Source organism: Marinococcus sp. LNHM5E3-2.1 (assembly GCF_056034365.1).
The window spans coordinates 87,973-111,174 of the sequence record NZ_JBQLIB010000004.1 but is presented as its reverse complement, the minus strand read 5'-3'; the positions used below and the strand labels follow the sequence as shown (position 1 = coordinate 111,174).

The following is a 23,202-nucleotide window of genomic DNA, read 5'->3' as shown; positions in this document are numbered from 1 at the left end:
GGGGAGAATCAATATTTTCTGCCGCCAATATATGCAGCAATGTCCTTTAAAGAATCCTTTGCCTCTATGTCCGGCAAAGTGGCAATAGCTTCGTAGGCTTTCTCGAGATACCGCTCACTCATTGTTTTTGCATATTCGATGCCTCCGGAATTGTTGATTTCCGAAAGAATGCGGGTGACCTGCTCTTCGTCGACGGTTTCTTCCTGAATGGCTGTACTAATGTTTTCCTGCAGCTGCGGGTTCTGATGCATAGCATACAACGCAGGCAGCGTTACATTTCCCTGTCTCAGGTCGCCACCGGCAGGCTTTCCAAGCTCTTTTTCGCTTCCGGTAAAGTCGAGAATATCATCGATAATCTGATAGGACATACCAAGGTGATAGCCGTACCGGTAAAGCTGGCGCTGCGTATTTTTTGATGCTCCGGCGCTTGCAGCACCAAGTTCACAGCCGGCCGCAATCAAAACTGCGGTCTTTCTCCGGATTCTGCGCAGGTACGTCCGCAGCGGCTGCTCCCAGTTGTACTGGTCCCGGATCTGCTCGATCTCGCCGACGCATATTTCGATCAGCGTCTTTGAGATAATCCGGTTGATAACAGGATCCCGGTAGTAGGCTGCACGCTCAACAGCACTTCCAAAGATATAATCACCGGTATACATCGCTACTTTGTTATCCCATGCCGCCTTGACTGTAGACTCACCCCGGCGCAGCTCGGCATCATCTATCACATCGTCATGGACGAGGGAAGCCATGTGTATCAGTTCAAGCGAAGCAGCAGCATGTTTGATATGTTCAATATCATAATTTCCAAATTTCGCACTGAGCAGCACTAAAACCGGCCGGATTCGTTTGCCTCCAGCTTTTAATAAGTGATTTGACGCTTCAGTCAGGACGGCGTGTTTCGAATCCACCGCTTCTTCCAGCGTTTTTTCGATCACTTTAATATCCGGTTTTAAATCTCTGTACAGATCCATCAGCTTCATCTTATTCACCTTCAAAATAAATAATGCACCTCGTCTCCCGGCTGCAAAATATCTAAACTTTCAACTGCTTCATTTAAATATCCATACTTATAAGCGAGATGGTAATAATAAAGCAGGCCTTCCTGCTCCCTGGCCCCAAGCGTGAAATGAAGTCCCCGGAAGTATTCCTGCCAATACGTCCTGCTGCCTCCGAGCCGATGGCTGTAATCACTGGCCATTCCGGCAAAATCGTCCTGCTGCGCTGTGCGGCGGCTTTGTAAAAAATCCTGATAGAGCGTGGACCATATGCTTCCGGCCTGATGGAACGACTCATTTTGAACGGCAAATACAGCGTAAACCATCGGCAGACCGGTATGAGCATACCACAACTCACCGAGATCGTAACGGAACCAGTCACTTTCCTCCCAGGAAGCCTTGATGGCATCATCGCCAATTAACAGGTAAGCGTCATTCTCCTCTTTCATTTTCACCGGGTCCGGTGCCTGCGTTTGATAATCCGCCTCTGTCACCTGATAGAATTCCTGCAGAATGATCTTCAGCAGATGCACGCTTGTCGCACTCGTCGATGTCAAAGCAATCCGCTTGCCCGTAAGCTCATCAAGAGGATAACGGGAGTAGAACAAAATGGACCGTACTTTGCCGGCAGAAGCTACACAAAGAGAAGGCAGAAGCGAAAGAGCACGCGTACTGGACCCAAAAGCAAACGAAGATACAGCGCTTCCGCTCAGCTTTTGTTCTTCGAGCTTTCGGTTCAGTGAAGCGGGTACGTCCTGTTCGAACCGCACCCCTTCCTGCTCTAGCTTTTGCCGGTCAAGATAATAAAAAAACGGTTTTGCATTCGTATAAGCGATTTCTCCCATTGTTATGGACATAACCATCTCTCCAAATCGTATACATCTTCCTTACGCAGGTGTACATATTTTTACATTAAAATATCTCCAAGGGTAAATACTAATATCACAATACTGATAATCCCATTCATGGGAAAAAAGGCGACCCCGACCTTCGACAAATCGTAAGGCTTCACCAGCGAATGTTCGTAGATCATGATTGCAGCGGCCGCGGCAACTCCCACAAGGTAAAACCAGCTGAGCGGCGAAAGCAGATACAGTGCCAGAAGGGAAATCAGACTGACGAGATGAAAACCCCGGGAGATGTAAAGAGCTTTTGCAATTCCGAACCGGGCCGGAATGGAATTCAGCCCGACACGCTTATCATACTCCGCATCCTGAGTCGCATAAATAATATCAAATCCGCCAATCCACATCGCCACCGCCGTAAACAGCAAAAATGCCTCCGGCTGAAGCGTGCCGGTCACTCCTACCCATCCGCCGAGCGGAGCGATCCCAATGGTTACTCCTAAAAACACATGGCAGAGCCAGGTGAAGCGCTTCGTGTAGGAATACAGCGTCATAAAAAATACAGGAATTGGCAGAAGATAGACTGCCAGCATATTTAACTGAAACGCAGCGACAAATAAAATAAAAAAAGATCCAAGCACAAACAAAATGGCTTGACCTCGTGAAACCTCCCCTGCAGGAATGGCTCGTGTTTCCGTTCGCGGATTGCGGGCATCTATTTCTGCATCGATCAGGCGGTTCAATGTCATTGCAGCGCTGCGGGCACCAAACATTGCCAGTGTAATCCAGATCCAGTCAGCAATGGAGGGCCAGGAGCCGTTGATCATCAGGCCGCCGAGCGCCGCTCCCAAAAACGCAAACGGGAGGGCGAATACGGTATGCTCGAATTTTATCATTTCTAAAATAGTTTTAATTTTACTCATTGGTTCAACTTCCTTATCACTGTCATCTTATCATTTTTTGCGGGCGATATGGGCGCAGACTGTGCCGGCAGAAAAAGGAGACATCTGCACCTGGCTGAACCCTGCTTCCATGAACATAACCCCAAGCGTTTCTTTCGACGGAAAGGCCATCGTCGATTCCTGGAGCCAGCGGTATTCGTCGTACCGGTTAATCAATACTTTTCCTATCACCGGCATAACTGATTGAAAATAAAAGGAATAAAATTTTTCCACGACGCTGTTTTCCGGCCAGGACGTTTCCAGGCACACAGCGGTACCGCCAGGCTTCAGCACACGCTGCATTTCCTTAAGCACCCGCAGATAATCGGATACGTTCCGGAGGCCGAAGCCTATCGTTACGTAATCAAACGAGTTATCGGGAAACGGCAGGCTGTTTACATTGCCATGTATTAAATCAATGTTTCCGAGCTGTTCCCGGTGCACTTTCTCCCGGCCGACTTCAAGCATTTTTTCACTGAAGTCGATGCCGGTGGCGCTGCCGCCTTTTCCTACTGCTTTACCAAGCTGAATCGTCCAGTCTGCCGTGCCGCAGCATAAATCGAGCGCTTTTGAGCCGCGGCGGACGCTCATCTGCTTCATGGTTTTTTTCCGCCAGCGCTTATGCAGCCGGAAGCTGATCACGCTGTTCATATGGTCGTAGTTGCCTGAAATAGACTGGAATACCTGATACACTTTATTTTCTTTTTGGGTAGCCATCATTGAAACCCCTTTTTACTCAATACCTACAGCTATCCATTCATCCATTAACGATTGCAGCGTATCAGAGAGCTGTTCGTCTTTTTCAACCTGCTGATGAAAAAAGCTGTGTTCTTGATCGATTAATTGTTTTAATATTTGCTGTGCGCTCTGCGATTGGCCTTCCCAGTACTGCACCTGGGCGGCACAGGCCGAAAATTCTTCGGTACGGCCAAACCATTCCCATTCATGAAGCAGCCTTTTCAAGGCAAAAATAGACGAGGAAGCCACTGCAAGATGCGGGCGTCCGTAAAAATGGATAACCGCTTCCACAATGCCCGCTTCACACGTTCTAAGTGTTTGAAGCATATCAGTATGGTTCCGGCACTCACCAAAATGCAGCTTCATTTTCGCTTCATTCATGCTTCGGATTGCTGATGTAAAAACAAGAAGGATTTCCTGATGAAAGGCAGTACTGAGCAAACGGTAGTAAAGACTGCTCATCAAATCCCCGTTCAGAATCATCAGCTGTCTTATTTTTTTGTCATCGCCGTCGTTATGCAGCTGAATCTGTTCATGAGCTTTAAACGCCGATTGAACGAGCAGTACAGCTGCAATTTGTTCTACCATCCGTTCCCGGGGCACTTTTGCTTCGCTTAATGCCTCAAGCAGAAGGTGGATCGTTTCTTCGTGCGCTTCCGGCAGCCCGATTTTCTCCTCAATATACGAGTGCTGGGTCAGGCGCTGAAACTCTTTTTTTATTTCCTCTGCACATGGTGTCCAGTAGTTGTTCATGCCGCTTCCCCCAACCCCTTAAATGCTGGTGATTTCATTTCTTGCGTTCTATGCTACCCAATTATAGCACAGCCTCTTTGTTTCCAAGAAAGATTAAGTTAATCTTCCCCGCTGCCTGCCTTCATTTCGCCGTAGCTCGTTTGTATAACCGCGTTGCCGCGCACCTTGATCGCAGAAGTATGTTCGGTAAACTGGGCGATGAGCACTTCTCCGCCATCTAATTTCTCCAAGTGATGAAAACGGGTGTCCTTGCCGCGGGTCAAGCCCATGACGTTGACACCGTCTTCTTCTGCACGGATGACGATAAAATCATCTCCATTCTGCATTTAAGACCCTCCCTGTTTTCGTTTTGTTCTCATGGTAAAGCGCCCGCTCTCTGCAGGCGCCTCGTTTTTATCTGCTCGGGATCAGTGCTTAATAAGCGACAGAACCTCGCTCCTTGCCGCCTGATCTCCTTCGAATGTTCCTCTCACTGCGGAAGTTACCGTCATAGATCCCGGTTTCTTCACGCCGCGCATGGTCATACACATATGTTCTGCTTCAAGCACGACCATCACCCCGTGAGGTTCAAGCGTCGAAACAATTTCGTTTGCGATAGTATAGGTGATACGTTCCTGAAGCTGCGGACGTTTCGCAATCGTTTCTACGGTCCGGGCCAGCTTACTGAGGCCTGTCACCATGCCGCCTTTCGGGATGTAGGCTACGTGAGCCTTACCGAAAAAAGGAACTAAATGATGCTCGCACATCGAAAAAAACGGTATGTCTTTTACCAGCACCAGTTCCTCGTGATCTTCCCCAAATACGGTTTTTAAATGCTCGTCTGCTGATTCATGCAGCCCGGCAAAAACCTCCTGGTATAAACGGGCTACTCTATCCGGTGTGTCAAGCAGGCCTTCACGGCCGGCATCTTCACCAACGCCTTCAAGAATCAGCCTGACACCTTCTTTTATTTTTTCGTGATCGAAATTAGCCACCGTAAGTCCTCCAATCAACTTCTGCTGCCTTCTGCCGCTGCTGTTTGTCTTGAAAAATTTTAGCACAAGCCCTTTTAGAAAGCAAAAGGGGCGCCTTTAAACGTAACCGGCGCATTAATTATTATCATCAAGCAGCATGATGGAGTGCTCCTTCTCATTTTTCTTCCCACGCTCCATCAGGGATTTCGCCATTTTTTCCGGCGGCACGTGTTCAAACAGTACTTTGTACAATCCTTCTGTAATCGGCATCTCCACTCCAAGCGAACGGGACCAGTGGTAGACAGCTTCAGTAGTGCGCACGCCTTCCACAACCATCCCCATCTGCTCCAGAACGTCTTCGAGGCTTTTACCTGAGCCAATTTGATTTCCAGCCCGCCAGTTCCGGCTGTGTTCACTTGTACATGTAACGATCAAATCCCCAAGACCCGAAAGCCCGGTAAAAGTGAGCGGAGATGCACCCAGATGGGTCCCGAGCCGGGTGATTTCCGCCAGCCCTCTTGTCATTAAGGCAGCTTTTGCGTTATCACCGTATCCAAGTCCTGACGTAAGACCGATGCCGAGGGCAATAATGTTTTTCAGTGCCCCGCCAAGCTCGACACCGAGAAAATCATCGTTGGTGTATACACGGAAAGCCTGATTCATAAACAGCTCCTGGACACGGGTCTGTACGTACTCAGACGTGCCGGACACTGCGACAGTGGTCGGCTGCTGCTCTGCCACTTCTTCTGCGTGGCTTGGCCCTGAAAGTACTGCCATTCCCTGAAAAGAAAGACCGGCCCACTCTTCTTCGAGAATTTGCGATACCCTTAAAAACGATTCAGGCTCAATACCTTTAGCCGCGTGTACAACTATAGTGTCCTTCTGAAGATACGGCATTAAATCCCGGGCGATTTTTCTGACGGCTCCGCTCGGGACCGCAAGAACAATAAAGGAAGCCTCTGCTGCTGCTTCCTTTATGTCCGTTGTAGCCACTATATTTTCCGGCAGTACAATCCCTTTTAAATAGCCTTCGTTTTTGTGTGTGGTGTTAATTTCTTCAGCCAGCGCTTCTCTGCGGCACCAAAGACGCACCCCATGCTGATTTTTTCCTAACACAGAAGCCAGGGCCGTTCCCCAGCTCCCTGCTCCGATAACAGCTGCCTGTTTTTTCATGCTTTTAACTCCTTTTATCCTTCACTGCTCTTTTTATACAATGAGCTTTCATTGCCACGCAGCAGGCGGACGATATTTGTACGGTGCTTCCATATCGAAAGAAGGCCGAGGAAAACGGTTAAATACAAATAGGTCTCTGGATGTCCGTTGGTGGACTGGGTATAGAAAACCGCAACCGGGGTCAAAACAGCAAACAATAGAGAACCAAGAGACACGTAACCGGTAACTGCAATAGCTGCAATCGCTATGATTCCGACATAGATTGCCGGAAAAAAGACGAGTACGCTGATAACTCCGATGGCCGTGGCCACGCCTTTACCGCCGCGGAAGCCGAAATAGACCGGCCAGTTATGCCCAAGCACAGCGGCAAGACCGCCAAGAGCGGGAGCCAGGCCCTCCACCTGGCTTAACGACAAAAATCCTGGCAGCAGGCCCGAGGCTGCCCATTGAAAAAAGAAGCCGAGCCAGACGGCCACCATTCCCTTCAGCACGTCCAAAAGCAGCACCACCACCGCCCATTTCGTGCCCAGGACCCGGCGGGTGTTGGTAGCACCGGCATTGCCACTTCCAACAGAACGCACATCCACCTTTTTTATACGCTGTACAAATAGATAACTAAAACTAACTGAGCCGATTAGATAGCCAATCACAACTGCAAGAATTACTCCCATTGCACTCTCCCCTTACCAAACCATTTCCGTCTGCTATTCGTTTTTCTTTCTGGCCACGATTCGAAGCGGTGTGCCTTCAAACGAGAAAGCTTCGCGGCATTTGTTTTCCAAATACCTGCGATATGAAAAATGCAGCAGCTCCGGGTCATTTACAAACAACACAATAACCGGAGGGCCTGAGGCGACCTGTGTTGCAAAATTAATACGCAGGCGTTTGTTACTGTGAGTTGGGGTCGGGTTCATAATTACCGCATCCATAATAACTTCATTTAGCACGTTGGTAGGCACCCGTACGTGATGATTTTCAGCCACCTGACGCACTACCGGAAGCAGGTTCTGCATTCTCCGCTTCGTTTTGGCAGACAGGAAAACGATCGGTGCATAGTCCAGGAACTGGAACTCCTCCCGGATTTCTTCGGTGAACCGGTGCATCGTTTTGTCGTCTTTTTCCACTACATCCCATTTGTTAACTACAATAACGATAGCCCGGCCGGAGTCGTGCGCGTAGCCTGCTACTTTTTTGTCCTGCTCCCGGATGCCTGCTTCGCCGTCGAGAACGACAACAGCTACATCAGCCCGTTCCATGGCACGCATCGCCCGGAGAACACTGTATTTTTCTGCTTTTTCATACACTTTTCCGCGCCGGCGCATTCCTGCCGTGTCAATGATGCTGTATTTCTGGTCGTCTTTTTCGAACTCCGTGTCCACCGCATCCCTAGTTGTACCGGGAATTTCGCTTACAATTACCCGTTCTTCTCCGAGCACTGCGTTCACGAGAGAGGATTTCCCCACGTTCGGCTGGCCGATGACTGCCATATGAATCGTGTCATCGTCCTTTTCTTCTTCATCCTCCACGGGAAACCGTTCGAGTACTTCATCAAGCAGATCACCAAGGCCAAGCCCGTGCGAGCCGGAAATCGGAAATACTTCTCCGAGTCCAAGGGAGTAAAACTCATACATCTGCTCACGCATTTCATAGTTGTCTATTTTATTCACGGCCGTGATGACCGGTTTTTTGGATCGAAGCAGAATATCTGCGACTTCTTCATCTGAAGCCGTAATGCCGTCCCGCCCGTTCACGATAAAAATAATGACGTCTGCCTCATCGATAGCAAGCTTAGCCTGCTCCCGAATTTGAGTGAGCAGAGGTTCATCGTTCAGTTCGATGCCTCCGGTGTCAATCACGTGAAAGAAGCGATGCAGCCATTCACCTTCCCCGTAAAGCCTGTCTCTTGTAATACCCGGCTCGTCTTCGACGATAGCCATTCGTTCTCCGATAATACGGTTAAATATTGTTGATTTGCCGACATTTGGCCTGCCGACAATGGCGACTGTAGGTTTTACCATCATTTTGATTCCTTTCTGTCTCTAAATCTATCTTCATTATCATAACATGAAACAGATCCGTTCCTCTCCCCCAAATTTGTATCCAGCGGGTAAAACAAGGAAAAAACCAGGCACGAAAAATGCGCCTGGTTGCTCTCACTTAATTTATATCGAACGCCGGCTGTATACAGAAGTGTCAATGCCGCGCTCTTTCAGCCAGTGGGCCGTTTCTCCGCGCAGAACAATGGGAGCCTTTTGCAGTTCATGAATGTTTTGAGCCCCGACCGCTGTCATTACTGTTTTCAGTTCCTCCTGTATCTCCCGGAGAAAAGAAGCGGCGCCCTCTGCTCCGCTTTCTTTCGCTTCCCGCAGGACGGCGCCTGCCATTCCGCTGGCACTGCCTCCAAGTGCAATAATCCTTGCGACGTCCAGGCCGTGCCTTACGCCTCCTGAGCCAATCACGCTGCCAGGGTGCCAGGCGTGTACGGTTTCGGCGATGGCCACCGCTGTAGGGATACCCCATTGATCGAAAAAAGCAAACGGACGATCCCGTCTTTTGTTTTCAATCATGGAAAAATTCGTCCCTCCGCTGCCCCCCGCGTCAATAATGGCTACTCCGGAGCTGCGCAGCTTGGCTGCCGTTTCAAAAGAAATGCCAAACCCTACTTCTTTTACAATTACCGGAACAGAAAGCGCATTCGCAATACGTTCAATCCGGTCCAGGGCTCCCTGGAAATCCCTGTCCCCTTCAGGCATAACAAGCTCCTGAATGACGTTCAAATGAATCTGAAGAGCATCAGCCTGAATCATTTCAACCGCATGGACAGCCTGCTCCACGCTTACTTCACTTCCCGTATTGGCAAAAATAACACCGTCAGGATTTTTTTCCCGTACGATTTTGTATGTATAGGATTCCTGCTCATTTTTGATGGCCGATGTTTGGGATCCGACTGCCATAGCAACGCCAGTTGCTGCTGCAGCTTCTGCCAGTGACGCGTTAACAGCGGCTGTTTCACTGCCGCCTCCACCCGTCATTGCATTAATAAGAATCGGCGAACTTAACGAAAGTCCGCCGATTTCTACTGATGCATCTGTATAAAGAGAAGCTGAGTCAGGCAGACTTTGATGGACAAATTGAATGTCATCTAAACTGCTTTCGGCTGAAAAACCTGTGGATAAAGCATATTCAATGTGATCCTGTTTCCGCCTAGCCCGCGACACAAGCAAATCTCCTTACTTTTTATATTTTTTCAACTGATCGCCGACCATATCTCCAAGAGAGAAGCCAGCGTGATCTTCTTCCGGTGCTTCGTATTCGCTTTGAACTTTCGAATCACTGGTTTCAGGATTTTCAAGTTCTCTGATGCTTAAGGAAATACGATGCTCGGCAGGATTAATATCAAGTACTTTTGCTGTAACTGCCTGCCCTTCTTCAAGCACCTCTCCCGGCGTTCCGATGTGACGGTTCGCGATTTGGGAAATGTGGACAAGACCTTCCACTCCAGGAGCCACTTCAACAAATGCGCCGAAGCTGACCAGTCGTTTTACCTGACCATCAATAACATCTCCGGCTTCGATTTGTCCTTCAATAGTTGTCCATGGTCCAGGAAGGGTATCTTTAATCGACAGAGAAACTCTTTCACTGTCAGGATCAACAGCTAAGATTTTTACTTCGATCTCATCGCCTTCGTTGACGATTTCTCCTGGTGATTCTACACGGTGATGAGCCATCTGCGAAATGTGGACAAGACCGTCGACACCGCCGACATCCACAAATGCGCCAAAGTTAGTCAGGCGCTGCACTGTTCCTTTCACCGTATCTCCTACATTCAAGTTTTCAAGCACTTCTTTCTTCTTCACTTCGGCCTCCTCGTCCAGAACGGCACGCTGAGATAAAATCAGCTTGTTTTCTTCCGGATCTATTTCTGCAATTTTTAGTCTTAATGTTTTTCCCTGATAATCTGAAAAATCTTCCACATAATATCTTTCCACGAGCGAAGCCGGGATAAAGCCACGCACGCCTAGATCGACCACAAGCCCGCCTTTGACAATTTCAGCCACCTGGGCTTCAATAACATCGCCGGATTCATACTTTTCCTGAAGCTCGCCCCAGGATTTATCAGCAAGTGCTGCCCGGCGGGAGAGAACCAGCTCATCATCTTCCATTTTTGTTACTTTGAATTCGAGCTGATCTCCTTCCTTGAGCACATCGTCTACTTTTTCTACGTGCAGGCTTGAAAGTTCGCTGATCGGAATAACCGCATCCACTTTATAACCGGCATCCGCGTACGCCTGTTTTTCCTCTACCTTTGTTACTGTGGCAGTAATGATATCTCCCACGTTAAACTCTTTCATACCTTCAAGTTCGTTGTTCATTTCATCTGCCATTGACCATTGCCTCCTTCAGTGTCCTTAAATCCTGTCTATGGGGTTTTTGGGGATTTTGAAGTGTTAACCGGACTGCAGCTGGCTAGTGCCTGTCTTTGCCTGATGATGAACGGCTTTAATTTCTTCCATGATTACTTCGGTCGCTTCTTCAGCTTTCGCTTTATTCGTCCGAAGGTCCTGCATGGGCACCGGCCGGCCTATCACTACATTCACACGCCTGAACAGACCGTAACGGCCGCTGATAGCAACCGGAACTACTGCTGCGTCTGAACGGAGAGCAAAAAAACCGGCGCCGGTTAATCCTTTTCCTATTTCCCCGCTTTTACTCCTAGTACCCTCAGGAAAAAGACATAAAACCTGTCCCTCGTTTAAAAATTGAATTCCCTGTTTTAATGACTTTCGGTCTACCACGCCTCTGCGGACGGGAAACGCTCCGACAAAATACATAATAAAACCCAGAATTTTTTTGTTAAACAATTCGCTTTTAGCCATAAAGTGCACTTTTCTGCGAATATGAGTGGCAAGCAGAGGCGGATCAAAGTTGCTGATATGATTCGAACAGATCAGAACCGGCCCTTCCTTCGGCACGTTCTCTCTTCCGGTCACCCGGACACGCATAAAAATAACCGCAAGAAAATAGGCAGAATACTTTACGATATTATACATCATGAGACTGATTCACCTTCTCTTCTGCGAGCGCTGTGATCCTGGTGATAACTTCCGGGATGGTAAGAGCAGTCGTATCAATCTCCACAGCATCCTCTGCTTTTTTTAGCGGAGAATGCTCCCTGGCTTTATCGAACTCGTCCCGGTGAATGATCGCTTCATAAATTTCATCGTAATCCGCCGGGGTGCCACGCTCCCGCACCTCCTTGTACCTTCGAAGTGCACGCTCTTCTGCTGAAGCAACCAGGAATATTTTTAATTCCGCATCCGGAAGAATGGTAGTGCCGATATCCCGGCCATCGAGCACCGCCCCTTTTTCTGCCGCAAGCCGGCGCTGCTTCAGAGCCATTTCCTCACGTACACCAAGGTGGGCCGCGGTCAGAGATACAACGCTGTCCACCTCGCTCGTACGGATAGCTTCAGACACGTCTTCCCCGTCGAGGTATACTTCGCTCACCTTCGGGTTACCGACAAGACGGATGCTGGCGGCTTTTAACAGCTCCGTCATTTTTCCCCCGTCGTCCAGGGGCGTGCCTGTGCGCAGCGCCTTTAACGACAGCGCCCGGTACATTGCTCCTGTATCGATGTATGTATAATCAAGCTGCACGGCACATCCTTTCGATACAGTGCTTTTCCCGGCACCGGCCGGCCCGTCAATAGCAATATTGATTTTCCTCATCCTCCTGCACCCCGCCCATTAGATTGTTGAACATGTAGCATCTGCTCATCATTTTCAAAACTAACATATTTCGTCCCGTTTGCATATATGGCACCTGCCGAACTTTTCATTTCCCGGTACTTTACAAACAGAAAAAGACCGCTTCGGCGGTCTAACATACTAGCTTCCGATTCGTTTTTCATGTTTCGCTGCGGAGCGCTGCCGTTCAAAGCAGTATCGTATTACTGCCTGACGCTCTTTTTCGGCCAGATCCAAAAACTCCATGCTTGCCCTCTTCGGCCGGCGCTCTTCTTTTTCCAGCACTCTTCTAACCACAGCAGTACAATGCAGGTAATGCATCGCCCCGTCCTCCATTGGGAAAGCGAGCGTGATCTGCACCTGTTCATCTTCAAGCAGCTTTGCTTTTGGCGGCACGACGATCATGCATCCACCGCCGCTCACATTTACCGTCACCGTAGTGAACGGACGGTAATGGCCGTGTACAGCTGTATTGACGCTTGTTTCCACGCGTACATAATTTCTGCGCTGCACCCGCTGCCATTCCTTTTTTGCAGGCCGTTCAATGATCAGGGCTGGTATGTGCCCTTTTTGACGGGAAAGCACTTTAGAACGAAACGAATAAACAGCACTGTCCTCCCCGACAAACCATACATGAACTGCTCTGCCTGCCTGAAAGGAAATAATTTTACCAGTCTCTTTTTCTGCAGGCATAGCAATCGTGAACGTATGTTCATCTGCATCAAGCAGCTGGGATTTATATTGGGTATCGTTGTCATGTGGTTCTTTCGTTTTTATGTTTTCATGCAGATGCCAAACGCTTCCAATCTCGTACAATAGCTAAAACCCCTTTTACTATATATATCGGATAAAAAGAAACAGTGTTAAATTTCTGTTGCACCGGCACCAGCCTGCTCCCGTACATATTTTGTCAGCTCGGCCGTGATTTCATAGCGCAGAAACGGTGTGATTAAATAAATACCGTTAAAATAGCGGAGCGTTTCATCAATCAGTTCTTTTGCGATAGCGATGCCTTCCCGTTGGGCTGCTTCGGAATCGTTCCCGCAGGCCGCCATCCGCTTCCGCGTATCCCCGGTTAACTGAATCCCCGGAACCTCATTGTGAAGAAACTCTGCATTTCCCGCGCTCACAAGAGGCATGATGCCGATAAACACGGGCGCTCCGAGTCCCCTGACCGCTTCATGAATCGTCTCAATCCGTTCAATGTCATACACCGGCTGGCTCATAAAATAATGCGCCCCTGCATTCACTTTCTTTTCCAGCCTTTTTACAGCTTTATCAATATGAAGCACATTCGGGTTAAACGCTCCCCCGATGGAGAAATTCGTCTTTTCTCCAAGGGACTTCCCGGAAAACAGCCGCCCTTCGTTCATTTCCCGTATCAGAGAAATAAGGGATACGGAGTTCGCATCATATACAGACTTCGCCCCTGGAAAATCCCCGACCTTCGAAGGATCGCCGGTAATCGCCAGCAGGTCCCGCACGCCAATTGTGTGAAGCCCCAACAGATGGGACTGCAGACCGATCAGATTCCGGTCCCGGCAGGCGATATGCAAAAGTGGCCTGGCAGAGGTCTGCTGCTTGAGCATCGCTCCCATAGCGAGATTGTCAATCCGCGGGGAAGCAAGGGAATTATCGGCAAGCGTAACTGCATCCGCTCCTGCATCATGAAGCGCCTGGGATCCGCGTATAAATTTTCCTGTTTTCAGTTTTTTCGGTGGGTCAAGCTCTACGATGACCGTTTTCTCGGTTTTCACTTTTTCATGGAGGGGCACAACCGGTTCCTTATCGGCTGTCGACTCAGCCGCCGGCGCTTTTATCTTTACCGGGCGCTTCGTCTTTTCCGGAACGTCGTGTTTAACAGCTTCCGCTATCATGCGGACATGCTCAGGCGTCGTTCCGCAGCAGCCGCCAAGCAGACGGATGCCCTGTTCTTTAAAGCGGAAAGCCTGCTTATAAAAGTACTCAGGGTTGGACTGGTACACGTAACGACCGTCATACCAGTTTGGAAGACTGGCGTTAGGATAAGCCGAATAATATGCCCGTCCGGTTAATTCCGTCTGCTCAAGCGATTTCAATATATGATACGGGCCCATCCTGCAGTTGAGTCCGACCACTGAAGCGCCGGCATCCTCGATCCGGCTGAAGGCTTCAGTGATCTGCACTCCCCCATGCATGACGCCGACATCACCAAGTGCCACCTGAGCAATAACAGGAATCTCTTCATCTTTACTGCGGATGTAACGGACGATCTGCAGAAGCTCGGGGAGGTCGTAAAACGTTTCGAGCAGCAGACCATCCACCGGTTCCGCCAAAAAGACATTCACCTGTTCCTGTAGCGCCTGATTTAGAAACTCATCTGAATGTTCGCTCACCTGAACGCCTTTAATCCCTCCGACTGTAGCAAATACATAAGCCGAGCCGCCGGAAGCCTTCCTCGCCAGCCGCACGCCGGCCCGGTTAATATCCTGCACTTTATCTTCAAGCCCGTAGCCTTCAAGCTTCACCCGGTTCGCCGCGTAGGTATTTGTCTGGAGAATATCCGCCCCGGCTTCTGCGTATTCCCGGTGAGCATGCTCCACAGCCTCAGGGTCCGTTAAATTCATAGCTTCAAACGAGCCCTTATAGCCTTTCTGGTAAAGATACGTGCCCATTGCCCCGTCGCCGATCAAAATCGAGGAATCGAGTTTTTCGAGTACGTTCATAGCCTTGCCCCTCTCCTGCTTGTGCTTATGAGTTACAGCGCTCTGAGCGCCTGTTCGAGATCTTCAATTAAATCGTCCTTATCCTCTATGCCTATGCTGAAGCGGAGAAGACGGTTATCAACACCGTTTTGAACCCGTACCGCTTCCGGCATATCTGCGTGTGTCTGTGTTGCCGGATACGTAATAAAGCTTTCAACCCCGCCCAGACTTTCTGCAAACGTGATGATTTTAATGTTTCGTAAAAATGAATCCACCCACTCTTCGTTTTCAAGACGGAAGGAGAGCATTCCACCCCGGCCCGAGTAAAGCACGTCTGTTACCTTTTCATGACCGCTGAGATACTCTGCGATGGCTTTGCCATTTTCTGTATGCTGCTTCATGCGGAGCTTTAAGGTTTTCATCCCCCGCATCAGCAGCCAGGAATCAAACGGGCTTAAAATTGTACCCATGCCGTTTTGAAGTGCCCCAATTTTTTCAGAAAGCTCGTCCACATTGGATACAATCAGTCCGGCAATCAAGTCATTGTGTCCGCCTAAATATTTCGAGGCCGAATGCACCACAATGTCCGCCCCTTCTTCTATCGGGCGCTGAAGCACTGGCGTATAAAACGTATTGTCCACAATAAGCCAGGCACCGTGCTTTTTCGCGAGCAGCGAAAGCTCCTTCAGATCCGCTTCCTGCATCAGCGGGTTCGTCGGCGTCTCAATAAACAGCGCTTTTGTTTTATCTGTTATCAGCTGTTCAAATGCTTCGAGATCCCTCGGGTCACCGTATGTAACCGTGACGCCCCAGTGCCGCCATCCTTCTTCGAACAGACGGTACGTGCCGCCGTAAATATCGCTTGTTGCAATCACTTCATCACCGGTTTCAAATATCGCAAACAGCGTCTGGATCGCAGCCATCCCCGAGCTGAGGGCAAACCCGTGTTTACCTCCTTCAAGCGCGGCGATACCGTTTTCAAGCAGGTCCCTCGTCGGGTTGGCCGTCCGGGAATAGTCGTATCCCGTGGATTCTCCTATACCTGTATGTTTATACGCTGTGGAAAAATAAACAGGAGGATTGATCGCTCCGGTCCGCGGGTCGGAATTATTACCCAGTTGTGCCAGGATGGTTTCTATCTGCAGTTGCTTTGACATGTCACAGCCCTCATTTCTGTAAAATTAATGCATTAAATGTACGAAAAGGCCTTCTTCCTTAGACAGAAGAAGACCTTGGCATGCAATACTTCTTCTCATCTCGCAAGCACAGCTTGCAGGAGTTAGCACCTGACCGCATCACCTGCGGCTGGTTGCTGAGACTTCCAAGGGCCGATCCCTCCATCTCTCTTGATAAGAAACGTTATATGATTACTTTCCAAAGTACATGAAACGAATCGATATTGCAAGTAACCTTTTTATTCCGGTGCAATATCAATATGCAGCTGGTTTTCATTGCCGCAGACGCAGCGGCGAAAACCTGTTTCCATTTCCCCGGCCTTGTTCTTTCTGCCGCGTAGAATGTACTTTTCCCCGCATTTTGGACAGCGGATAACAACGCGGTAACGGCGGTCTTCTGACATAGTAGCTTCGTCCTTTCGAGTTGTTATTTCGCATTGGCTTTATTTGCTTTCGACAACGCAAACCACCACAAAAATAGCATGAACGGGATAAGATAATACAGAATATTGCCTAAAGAAGAAGCGCTTAATATATAGTCGTACAGCCCGTGGAAGATAAGCGGAATCGCAAGAGCAAGAAAAAAAGAGAAGAGGCGCCTGCCATGACGGGAGGCGCGTTTCGCTGATACCGCATAATAACCCATAATCACACCCAGGAGCGCATGCACCGTCACTGGGAGCAGGGCTCTGGTAACAGCCGTTTCTATGCCGTTTGCAATTAAGTACAGGATGTTTTCAAGCGAAGCAAAGCCAAGCGACAGGGAAAGCCCGTAAATAACACCGTCGTAAGTATTTTTAATCGGGGCAAATCGAAGCACAAACGTATACAGGAGGAAAAACTTGATGCCTTCCTCTAGCAAGGCCGCCTGGGTATACTGCGCCGCAAAAAGCGGCATGCTTACCCCTTCTGTTTCAAGCGCATGTTCGATCACAAGCACCGGGAATACAATCAGTACCCCTATGACAAACGCACGGATGACCGGCAGCCTCCGCTCCACGTCCGCCCGGCGTTTTAATGTGAAATATATCAGTAAAGCAACAGCCGGCGCCAGGGCCGCCATAATCAGTGCGATCACCTTTCGTTCTCACCCTCTCTTGTTAAACGTATCGTATCATGCTATGTTCAAATTCGTAAAAGAATAATGCCAGCCACAGCCCGGCCGACGAGGAGGAATTGAAATGAAAAAAATACTAGTTATCCACACAGGCGGCACGATCGCCATGACCCAGACAGAAGAAAGCGGCGTGGAGCCGGGACTTCACAACCCTTTAAGCCACTGGAGCCGCATTGCCAATCAAATTGCTGAAATTGTTACGAGCGATTTTCTGCATCTTCCGTCTCCTCATATTACTCCGGAGCACATGCTCTCTTTACACGAGCATATGCTTGAAAAGCTTTCCGAGGATACATATGACGGTGTCGTCATTACGCATGGCACTGACACCCTGGAAGAAACTGCCTATGCGCTCGATCTTTTTCATGACAAAGACCTGCCGGTGGTAGTGACAGGCGCAATGCGTTCAAGCAATGAAATCAGCGCTGACGGCCCCCAGAATTTCCTGGCAGCGGTCCGTACTGCCGCAAGCGAGAAAGCCCGGAGCATCGGAGTTCTCGTCGTTTTAAACGAAGAAATCCATTCTGCAAAAAACGTGACAAAAACCCATTCATCCAATATCGCCACATTTCAGAGTCCGCAATACGGTCCGCTCGGCTTTGTGACAAACAACGAAATATTTATCCATCACTACCCGGCAAGCCGCGAGCATTTTTCGCCGGTCCATATGAATAAGAAGGTTCTCCTTTTAAAAATGGCAGCCGGCATGGATGCTGCTTTGCTTTCTCCGCTGCTTAACCAGCCGCTTGACGGTATTATTATTGAAGCATTCGGTCAGGGCAACATTCCTCCAACCATCGTGCCGCTGCTTGAGGATTCGATTGCCAAACAAGTGCCTGTGGTCCTTGTTTCCCGCTGCCACAGCGGTGTCGTCCAGGCTACCTACAGCTATGAAGGAGGCGGCTACCAGCTGAAGCAAAAGGGCGTTATTTTTACGAACGGACTGAACGGCCAGAAGGCGCGCCTGAAGCTGCTCGCTGCCCTCGATGAAAAACGGCCGCTCGAAGCTATCCGCGACTGCTTTGAACACATTGAGTAGCATCCCCTCCACATTAAAAAAGCCACCAGTTTATTAAAACGAAGTGGCTTTTTTTCGTGCTATATTTTCCGCTATTTTCTCTCCATGAAAGCGTCCGTTTTCGATAAATATCTCGTTCGCTTCATCTCCTGCGGCTATAACTCCGGCAATATAAACGTTTTCCCGGTTTGTTTCCATCGTTTCCTCATCAAAGGACGGACGGCCTGACTGTTCATCAACAGCAATACCGAGCTGGCGGAAAAAAGCTCTCGATGGATGATAGCCGGTCATGGCGAAAACAAAATCAGCCGGCACGGAATGGGAGACGCCCCCTTGTTCATAAACAACCTGATCGGGCTCAATACGCACCACGTCTGCTTCAAATTCCATCCGGGCTGCGCCGCGCCGGACCATTGCCTGAAAATCGGGGAGGATCCACGGCTTAATGCTTTTAGAATACTCCTCTCCCCGGTAGAGAACCGTCACCTGAGCGTTCACCTGCTCAAGAGCAAGAGCAGCGTCTACAGCTGAATTTCTCCCGCCGATAATAACGATTTTCTGATTAAAATGAGGATGGGCTTCTTCAAAGTAATGCTTTACATGCGGCAGGCTTTCTCCAGGCACGCCCATATGATTTGGATTATCATAGTAGCCGGTGGCTATGATAACGTGAGGAGCTTTCCACTCCCGGATCTCACCCTGCAGCGTTTCAGTTTGCACCAGATAACCTTCCTCCGTTTCCAGGATCGTCTGCACTTCTTCGTAATTGTAAATACGCAGTTTTTCCGCTTCCGCTACTTTGCGGTAATAAACTAAAGCCTCCTGGCGCCGGGGCTTTCGGTCTACAACCGGAAAAGGATGGCCGCCGATTTCAAGTTTATCCGCAGAGCTGAAAAACGTCTGGTGTACGGGGTACTCATAAATGCTGTGGACAATATTTTTCTTTTCGATAATAGCTGCATCAATTCCCCGGCGCTTTAATGCGATCGCTGCTGCCAGACCGCAAGGCCCGCCCCCAATAATAATTACTTGCTCATTCATATTCATACTCCTTTATTCACTGTTGGAATGACTGTTTCTCAGCACAAACAGGTGCGTTTCCGCCGGGGCACCGTGGCGCATCGGTATGCTGGTCGTACCGTAGCCGTTGCTGATAAACAAAGCCTGGTATTTTTCATCGTACCAGCCCCCCTTTAATTTCGGCCCCCAGCCGAAAAGCCGGATTTGACCGCCATGGGTATGCCCGGTAAGCATATACACCGCCCGTTCGGAAAAAGGGCCGTACCGGTAATACGCTTCCGGATTGTGGGCAATAAGCAGGTCTGCCTCTGGCACAAGCGCCGGATTACGGTAGGATTCGTAAAAGCGTTCCTCTCCGAAGGACGCGATCGTAAAATCACTTTCCTTTAACGTGTATGCATTTTTTTCAAGAATTTCGATGCCCTCCTGATGCAGAAGCGGCCTAAGCCATCTGCGGCCCACCTGCAGATCGTGGTTTCCCCAGACAAACACGACCGGGGCATGACTGCGGAGCAGGCGGAGATTCTGTCTGATACGTTCAGCCGGCACGCCCAGCTCGGTCAGGTCACCGCCAATAATAACCAGATCAGGCTTCCGTTCGAGCTGCCGGAATAATGCAGGCGATATCCGCCGGCGGTGAATATCGGTGATGAAAAAAATGGAGGAGCCCTCCACCTCCGGCGGCAGATTTTTATATTCCAGCTCATGAGTTCTTACTTTATTCTGCCATGTTTCCTGCAGGACTCTGCCGGCATACAGCACAGAAAAAAGAAGAGGAGCCAGCAGCCATTTTTTCATGATGGAACCCCTCTTTTCCTTTATAAAATTTGAACGTTTCCGGACAATTTAAAAACGAGTATACGTATACCGTTTATCTCCGCTATACTTATGTAAGGGAAAAACTGACCGGAAAGAAGGTATTTAAACGATGGATCTTATTGTCTTTTTAGCAGGAGCCGCTTTATTTGGAGGAGGCTTTTTTTTGCTTTTATATTTTCTGTTCAGAAAAAAACCGCTCACCTGGCCGTTTGTATTAATGATTTTTGGCGTGATTGCCTGTTTTGTCGGCCTTCTTTTATCTTCACCACTGACAGAAACATCTGCCGCGTTCATTTCTACTGAAACATACTTATGATGAACGGGGATGCCAGGGCGGTAATGACAATCAATATAAATGCGGCCAACAGCGTATGGGGAAGAGTCAGCATTGGACTCTCTTCTTCCTCCGGCTCTTCCTCTTTTCCGGAGTAGCGTGAACGCCTTAAAGCCTCCTGGTGCTCCTCTTCACCCGAAGTCTCCCCGCCTGCACTGCCACGACGGCGGCTGAGGCGGCTCCGATCTGCATCCGAATGCTTTGCATTTCCCTCCGTACCGGCGTTTCGCTTTTCCATACGTGTTTTATTCATGCTTCGCTCTCTCCCTTCCGAAAAACAGCTCCTCCAGTCGTATTTCCCACGGGGCTGTTTCTTTTTCTTTCTCTGCTCCCTGAGGCTCACGAAAAGGAAGCCTGTGCCCGCACATATCGCAGCAAGGTTCGGGACGTTTCATTAACGCTTCCCCAAAAACCTGCAGTAATAAACGTCTCCGGCAGTCTTCGTTATTTTCTAACCATTGTATCATAACCTTCAGCTTTTTCTGCTTTTCAAACGATCGCTGCTGCACCTGCTTTTCCAGCTCTTCCAGAAGCTCTGCCTCAGGCTTCCCCGGGTATTTTTCAAAATAGTAAGTAAGAAAACGGGCAGCAGTTTCTGTCCATCCCTTTCTGTTTATCAGGTTATCTGTTATTTCTCCCCGGCTGCTTTGGGCTGCCGCAGCCAATGCGGAGCCGAGTTCATTCACAGGGGGGAGCTCTGCTTCCATCAGCATCTGCGGAATAATGATGTCTTCCTCCAGGTAGAGCACCGCCGCCCATGCCTGTCTACCGTCCCTTCCAGCTCTTCCGATTTCCTGAATATACGATTCTGCATCTTTTGGAAAATGATAATGAAGAACAAATTCGACGTTAGCTTTATTCAGCCCCATACCAAAGGAATTTGTGCACACTACGACGTCCAGGTCGCCGTGTAAAAACTGCTGCTGGATCATCAGCCTGGCCTCATTTTCAAGCCCGCCGTGATAAGCCTCCACCCGGTGGGACGTTTTTTCCTGGAGCAGCGCTTTAAGCTCTTCGCATTTTTTCCGGCTCGATACGTAAACCAGTCCGGGACCGGGAGCCTTCTGAACGAGCTCGACCATCCCTCTTTTCTTTTCCCGCTCACTCGTGCACCGTTGGACAAACAGAGCAATATTTGCACGATCCACCGAATGAATGAATTCTTCCGGCGCTTTCATCTGCAGCTGGTTTTTAATGTCAAGCTGCACTTCCGGAGTTGCCGTTGCCGTGAAAGCTGCCATACAGGGACGTCCCAGTGCTTGCCGAACCGGCCCGATTTTCAGATAATCCGTACGGAACTCATGCCCCCACTGGGAAATACAGTGGGCCTCGTCCACTACCATCATTGACACTTTTACACTTTTCAGCCGCTCTACAATAAACGGCAGGGAGAGAGCTTCTGGAGATATATACAAAAGCTTTAACGACGAAAGCCGGCTGAGCACCCGGGATTTCTCCTCCGGGCTCATAAAGCTGTTGTAGGCGGCGGCTGCTTTAATATGTCTTGCCCGCAGCTCCTGGAGCTGATTATCCATCAAAGACAAAAGCGGGGAAACGACAATCGTCAGGCCGCTCTTCATTAAAGCGGGCAGCTGAAAGCAGATGGACTTGCCGCTTCCAGTCGGCAGGACGGCCAGGGTGTCCGTATCTGCCAGCAGCGCATCCACGATCGGCTCCTGGTACTCATGCAGAGAAGGAAAGCCAAAGTATTTATTCAGCGCTTCTGTTTTTCCGCTCACCTTTTTCCCCTCCTTTCGCCAGTGCAAGCCGGATCGCAAAATATGTCACGTCCCCGCCCAGCTGTTCTTTCAGCGCCTTCAGCTTAAACGTATCAAGAGAAGCAGCCACCCGGCGTATGGCTTCCTGCTGTTTTGGTGGAACCAGATGGTCAATGGAAAATCCTTCGACCTCGCCGGCAATTTCCACAAAATGGTCTTCAATGGTACTCTCCTTTAAACGGCGGGCACGGGCGACCTCTTCGAGTGACAGTCCCCTGTTTATAAAATCAAGCGTCTTTTCAGCTGTGACGGTAAGCTGAGGATTTCCTCCGGCATCCAGGCATTCATAAAGAACAGTGCCCGGCCGGCTCTCCGCTTTTTTTATTAAGGTGTGCACCGTGCCCTGAAACAAATACTCAATTTCGGCCTTTTCCATGCCCTGGATGCGCGCTATCTGATCTGTCGTTTTACCGAGAGTTTCCGCTCCCGTCAGCTTGTATACAAATATAAATGCCTGTATCTCCTTCAGTTCATGCAAGCAGCTCTTTATTTCTTCATATAACCTGTTCATGGCAGTGTATCTTTCCGCTCCCCATTCCGACAGCTTTTGTTTTACCCACTCCTGTGCTGATACATCCTGGATAATAGGCACAAACTGTTTTTTCTGCTGATACAGGTGGGAGAGTGTCTGAATCAACAGAGCAATCCTTCTCCAAAACTGCCGTCCCGTGTCGCGGTACGCCCAACCGTCAAAGCCTGCTTCTTCCAGTATTTTCTCCCACGGTTCAATAGCAGCGGCAGCCTCTGCACCCGGGATTCCTCCGGCCTCCAGCCAGCCGCGTTGATAAAAAGAGGCGGTAATGTGTTCAAACTGCGGTTTGTCGAGCCTGGCCAGGGCCCCGAACAGGTCCTTCGATTGAAACCACTTGGCGTCTGTGATCGTCTGGGAGGACCGCTTTCCAGACAAAAGGTGATAGGCAGAAGCGTCTGTACGTTCTCCGCGGAGCCTTTTTAATGCTATCAGGATCATCGCCTCTTGAAACAGCAATACGCCTCTTCCTTTCTATTCGTTCATCAAAATGCCACAAGTTAGGCTGTGTGGGGCGTCTCATATCTGTTGAAAAGTTTATCACGAAGAAATACAATATGGAATAGACCTTACGACGCTCTT

25 protein-coding genes and 1 riboswitch are annotated in these 23,202 nt (G+C 49.4%); of the genes, 1 reads left to right on the top strand and 24 read right to left on the bottom strand.

The features are described 5' to 3' along the window. Nucleotides 1-8: 8 nt before the first annotated feature. From hepT to prsW, 19 genes are all read right to left on the bottom strand, one after another. Nucleotides 9-980 (bottom strand): heptaprenyl diphosphate synthase component II, encoded by a 972-nt coding sequence (gene hepT, locus ACTRXH_RS07310; protein WP_474281416.1) that lies wholly within the window; start codon nt 978-980, stop codon nt 9-11. An 11-nt stretch (nt 981-991) separates the two neighbouring features. Further along, complete coding sequence (locus ACTRXH_RS07305; RefSeq protein WP_474262144.1) at nt 992-1,852, bottom strand: menaquinone biosynthesis protein; 861 nt, start codon at nt 1,850-1,852, stop codon at nt 992-994. 50 nt (nt 1,853-1,902) lie between these two features. Beyond that, on the bottom strand, nt 1,903-2,763 hold the full coding sequence (locus ACTRXH_RS07300) for a UbiA-like polyprenyltransferase (protein ID WP_474262145.1): 861 nt from the start codon (nt 2,761-2,763) through the stop codon (nt 1,903-1,905). A gap of 30 nt (nt 2,764-2,793) precedes the next feature. After that, nucleotides 2,794-3,498: a demethylmenaquinone methyltransferase gene (locus ACTRXH_RS07295; protein ID WP_474262147.1), complete on the bottom strand. Its 705-nt coding sequence runs from the start codon at nt 3,496-3,498 to the stop codon at nt 2,794-2,796. A gap of 15 nt (nt 3,499-3,513) precedes the next feature. Then, nucleotides 3,514-4,272 carry a heptaprenyl diphosphate synthase component 1 gene (locus ACTRXH_RS07290; RefSeq protein ID WP_474281414.1) on the bottom strand — a complete coding sequence of 253 codons (759 nt, stop codon included), beginning with the start codon at nt 4,270-4,272 and terminating at the stop codon, nt 3,514-3,516. A 98-nt stretch (nt 4,273-4,370) separates the two neighbouring features. After that, on the bottom strand, nt 4,371-4,598 hold the full coding sequence (gene mtrB, locus ACTRXH_RS07285; RefSeq protein ID WP_091611224.1) for a trp RNA-binding attenuation protein MtrB: 228 nt from the start codon (nt 4,596-4,598) through the stop codon (nt 4,371-4,373). An 81-nt stretch (nt 4,599-4,679) separates the two neighbouring features. Beyond that, nucleotides 4,680-5,246: a GTP cyclohydrolase I FolE gene (gene folE, locus ACTRXH_RS07280; protein WP_322525149.1), complete on the bottom strand. Its 567-nt coding sequence runs from the start codon at nt 5,244-5,246 to the stop codon at nt 4,680-4,682. 114 nt (nt 5,247-5,360) lie between these two features. Then, a complete protein-coding gene (locus ACTRXH_RS07275; RefSeq protein WP_474262150.1) occupies nt 5,361-6,398 on the bottom strand; it encodes an NAD(P)H-dependent glycerol-3-phosphate dehydrogenase in 1,038 nt (345 codons plus the stop codon). Nucleotides 6,399-6,412: 14 nt separating this feature from the next. Continuing rightward, nucleotides 6,413-7,069, bottom strand: coding sequence for a glycerol-3-phosphate 1-O-acyltransferase PlsY (plsY, locus tag ACTRXH_RS07270; protein WP_474278974.1), 657 nt, complete (start codon nt 7,067-7,069; stop codon nt 6,413-6,415). 33 nt (nt 7,070-7,102) lie between these two features. Beyond that, nucleotides 7,103-8,416: a ribosome biogenesis GTPase Der gene (gene der, locus ACTRXH_RS07265; protein WP_474262279.1), complete on the bottom strand. Its 1,314-nt coding sequence runs from the start codon at nt 8,414-8,416 to the stop codon at nt 7,103-7,105. A 144-nt stretch (nt 8,417-8,560) separates the two neighbouring features. Further along, a complete protein-coding gene (gene fni, locus ACTRXH_RS07260) occupies nt 8,561-9,616 on the bottom strand; it encodes a type 2 isopentenyl-diphosphate Delta-isomerase (RefSeq protein ID WP_474281412.1) in 1,056 nt (351 codons plus the stop codon). Nucleotides 9,617-9,628: 12 nt separating this feature from the next. Then, nucleotides 9,629-10,783 (bottom strand): 30S ribosomal protein S1, encoded by a 1,155-nt coding sequence (gene rpsA, locus ACTRXH_RS07255; RefSeq protein ID WP_091611240.1) that lies wholly within the window; start codon nt 10,781-10,783, stop codon nt 9,629-9,631. A gap of 63 nt (nt 10,784-10,846) precedes the next feature. Next, a complete protein-coding gene (locus tag ACTRXH_RS07250) occupies nt 10,847-11,452 on the bottom strand; it encodes a lysophospholipid acyltransferase family protein (protein WP_322525154.1) in 606 nt (201 codons plus the stop codon). Then, entirely contained in the window at nt 11,442-12,128 is a 687-nt protein-coding gene (gene cmk / locus ACTRXH_RS07245; RefSeq protein WP_474281410.1) for a (d)CMP kinase, read from the bottom strand. Before cmk ends, ACTRXH_RS07250 begins: the two co-directional genes overlap by 11 nt. A 159-nt stretch (nt 12,129-12,287) precedes the next feature. Then, complete coding sequence (locus ACTRXH_RS07240; protein ID WP_474281408.1) at nt 12,288-12,962, bottom strand: flagellar brake protein; 675 nt, start codon at nt 12,960-12,962, stop codon at nt 12,288-12,290. Between the two features lie 47 nt (nt 12,963-13,009). Beyond that, on the bottom strand, nt 13,010-14,851 hold the full coding sequence (locus tag ACTRXH_RS07235; RefSeq protein ID WP_474281406.1) for a bifunctional homocysteine S-methyltransferase/methylenetetrahydrofolate reductase: 1,842 nt from the start codon (nt 14,849-14,851) through the stop codon (nt 13,010-13,012). A 32-nt stretch (nt 14,852-14,883) separates the two neighbouring features. Beyond that, a complete protein-coding gene (locus tag ACTRXH_RS07230; protein ID WP_474262155.1) occupies nt 14,884-15,987 on the bottom strand; it encodes a methionine biosynthesis PLP-dependent protein in 1,104 nt (367 codons plus the stop codon). Nucleotides 15,988-16,079: 92 nt separating this feature from the next. After that, a riboswitch (SAM riboswitch) is annotated at nt 16,080-16,186 on the bottom strand. Between the two features lie 58 nt (nt 16,187-16,244). Next, entirely contained in the window at nt 16,245-16,409 is a 165-nt protein-coding gene (locus ACTRXH_RS07225) for a hypothetical protein (RefSeq protein WP_322525160.1), read from the bottom strand. A 23-nt stretch (nt 16,410-16,432) separates the two neighbouring features. Then, the gene (gene prsW / locus ACTRXH_RS07220) at nt 16,433-17,083 is read right to left on the bottom strand and encodes a glutamic-type intramembrane protease PrsW (protein WP_474281404.1); all 651 of its coding nucleotides are present in this window, start codon (nt 17,081-17,083) and stop codon (nt 16,433-16,435) included. A 103-nt stretch (nt 17,084-17,186) separates the two neighbouring features. Between prsW and ACTRXH_RS07215 the strand changes: the two genes are divergently transcribed. Next, complete coding sequence (locus ACTRXH_RS07215) at nt 17,187-18,161, top strand: asparaginase (RefSeq protein WP_474262157.1); 975 nt, start codon at nt 17,187-17,189, stop codon at nt 18,159-18,161. A gap of 33 nt (nt 18,162-18,194) precedes the next feature. On the opposite strand, the gene ACTRXH_RS07210 is transcribed toward ACTRXH_RS07215, so the two are convergent. The 5 genes from ACTRXH_RS07210 to ACTRXH_RS07190 all read right to left on the bottom strand — a co-directional run bounded on the left by ACTRXH_RS07210 (nt 18,195) and on the right by ACTRXH_RS07190 (nt 23,079). After that, nucleotides 18,195-19,181 (bottom strand): YpdA family putative bacillithiol disulfide reductase, encoded by a 987-nt coding sequence (locus ACTRXH_RS07210; RefSeq protein ID WP_474281402.1) that lies wholly within the window; start codon nt 19,179-19,181, stop codon nt 18,195-18,197. A gap of 12 nt (nt 19,182-19,193) precedes the next feature. Beyond that, nucleotides 19,194-19,958 (bottom strand): metallophosphoesterase, encoded by a 765-nt coding sequence (locus tag ACTRXH_RS07205; protein ID WP_474281400.1) that lies wholly within the window; start codon nt 19,956-19,958, stop codon nt 19,194-19,196. A gap of 317 nt (nt 19,959-20,275) precedes the next feature. Further along, entirely contained in the window at nt 20,276-20,566 is a 291-nt protein-coding gene (locus ACTRXH_RS07200; RefSeq protein ID WP_474281398.1) for a hypothetical protein, read from the bottom strand. Further along, nucleotides 20,559-22,052: a RecQ family ATP-dependent DNA helicase gene (locus tag ACTRXH_RS07195; RefSeq protein WP_474281396.1), complete on the bottom strand. Its 1,494-nt coding sequence runs from the start codon at nt 22,050-22,052 to the stop codon at nt 20,559-20,561. The genes ACTRXH_RS07200 and ACTRXH_RS07195 overlap by 8 nt, the downstream gene beginning before the upstream one ends. After that, complete coding sequence (locus ACTRXH_RS07190; RefSeq protein WP_474281394.1) at nt 22,024-23,079, bottom strand: YpbB family protein; 1,056 nt, start codon at nt 23,077-23,079, stop codon at nt 22,024-22,026. Before ACTRXH_RS07190 ends, ACTRXH_RS07195 begins: the two co-directional genes overlap by 29 nt. Nucleotides 23,080-23,202 lie beyond the last annotated feature (123 nt).

Coding starts and splice junctions, on each gene's coding strand:
- ACTRXH_RS07250 (WP_322525154.1), bottom strand. CDS start 11,452: ATGATGTATAATATCGTAAAGTATTCTGCCTATTTTCTTGCGGTTATT.
- der (WP_474262279.1), bottom strand. CDS start 8,416: ATGGTAAAACCTACAGTCGCCATTGTCGGCAGGCCAAATGTCGGCAAA.
- plsY (WP_474278974.1), bottom strand. CDS start 7,069: ATGGGAGTAATTCTTGCAGTTGTGATTGGCTATCTAATCGGCTCAGTT.
- ACTRXH_RS07230 (WP_474262155.1), bottom strand. CDS start 15,987: ATGTCAAAGCAACTGCAGATAGAAACCATCCTGGCACAACTGGGTAAT.
- ACTRXH_RS07215 (WP_474262157.1), top strand. CDS start 17,187: ATGAAAAAAATACTAGTTATCCACACAGGCGGCACGATCGCCATGACC.
- ACTRXH_RS07295 (WP_474262147.1), bottom strand. CDS start 3,498: ATGGCTACCCAAAAAGAAAATAAAGTGTATCAGGTATTCCAGTCTATT.
- ACTRXH_RS07235 (WP_474281406.1), bottom strand. CDS start 14,851: ATGAACGTACTCGAAAAACTCGATTCCTCGATTTTGATCGGCGACGGG.
- rpsA (WP_091611240.1), bottom strand. CDS start 10,783: ATGGCAGATGAAATGAACAACGAACTTGAAGGTATGAAAGAGTTTAAC.
- ACTRXH_RS07205 (WP_474281400.1), bottom strand. CDS start 19,958: ATGAAAAAATGGCTGCTGGCTCCTCTTCTTTTTTCTGTGCTGTATGCC.
- ACTRXH_RS07200 (WP_474281398.1), bottom strand. CDS start 20,566: ATGAATAAAACACGTATGGAAAAGCGAAACGCCGGTACGGAGGGAAAT.
- hepT (WP_474281416.1), bottom strand. CDS start 980: ATGAAGCTGATGGATCTGTACAGAGATTTAAAACCGGATATTAAAGTG.
- ACTRXH_RS07210 (WP_474281402.1), bottom strand. CDS start 19,181: ATGAATGAGCAAGTAATTATTATTGGGGGCGGGCCTTGCGGTCTGGCA.
- mtrB (WP_091611224.1), bottom strand. CDS start 4,598: ATGCAGAATGGAGATGATTTTATCGTCATCCGTGCAGAAGAAGACGGT.
- ACTRXH_RS07275 (WP_474262150.1), bottom strand. CDS start 6,398: ATGAAAAAACAGGCAGCTGTTATCGGAGCAGGGAGCTGGGGAACGGCC.
- cmk (WP_474281410.1), bottom strand. CDS start 12,128: ATGAGGAAAATCAATATTGCTATTGACGGGCCGGCCGGTGCCGGGAAA.
- ACTRXH_RS07305 (WP_474262144.1), bottom strand. CDS start 1,852: ATGTCCATAACAATGGGAGAAATCGCTTATACGAATGCAAAACCGTTT.
- ACTRXH_RS07300 (WP_474262145.1), bottom strand. CDS start 2,763: ATGAGTAAAATTAAAACTATTTTAGAAATGATAAAATTCGAGCATACC.
- ACTRXH_RS07290 (WP_474281414.1), bottom strand. CDS start 4,272: ATGAACAACTACTGGACACCATGTGCAGAGGAAATAAAAAAAGAGTTT.
- ACTRXH_RS07225 (WP_322525160.1), bottom strand. CDS start 16,409: ATGTCAGAAGACCGCCGTTACCGCGTTGTTATCCGCTGTCCAAAATGC.